A 442-nucleotide genomic window follows, 5' to 3' on the forward strand; every position below is an offset into this window, starting at 1 on the left:
AACTGTACGGAGATGATGTCCTTGATGACTGAACAAGAGCCGTACGTCGGCGTTGAGGCCGCCATCGGGGATCTCCCTGATCCAGACAGCGATCACGATGTAGACAACCACGTGTCAATCAATCACGCAGAAAGTACGGTGGAAAAACTCCGTGAGACGGAGCACGGACAAGCGAAACATCCTGCGTACGCACGGGCGTATCCCGATGAACCCGCGTTTACCCTCGTCGCGGGGAAGTCCGCGCCACCTGTCCACCACGAGGAGCCGCGGCGGCTCACCGTTCGGGAGTGTGCGCGGCTTCAGACGTTCCCCGATACGTTCGTGTTCAAAGGGAACAAGCGAGAGCAGTACGCACTCAATGGAAACGCTGTCCCTGCGGACCTTGTGGCCTCGGTTGTCGAGGGGCTGCTTTAGGCCGCACTTTTTTATATCCACAACCGAA

The 442-nt window shown here is 57.9% G+C and carries 1 protein-coding gene; it reads left to right on the top strand.

All coding sequences use genetic code 11. The features are described 5' to 3' along the window. Nucleotides 1-414 (top strand): DNA cytosine methyltransferase (locus EXE45_RS17985; RefSeq protein WP_137695127.1); only part of this gene is annotated, 414 nt, incomplete at its 5' end. Between the last annotated feature and the right edge of the window lie 28 nt (nt 415-442).

This window comes from Halorubrum sp. SP9 (genome assembly GCF_005435015.1).
Lineage (GTDB): Archaea > Halobacteriota > Halobacteria > Halobacteriales > Haloferacaceae > Halorubrum > Halorubrum sodomense.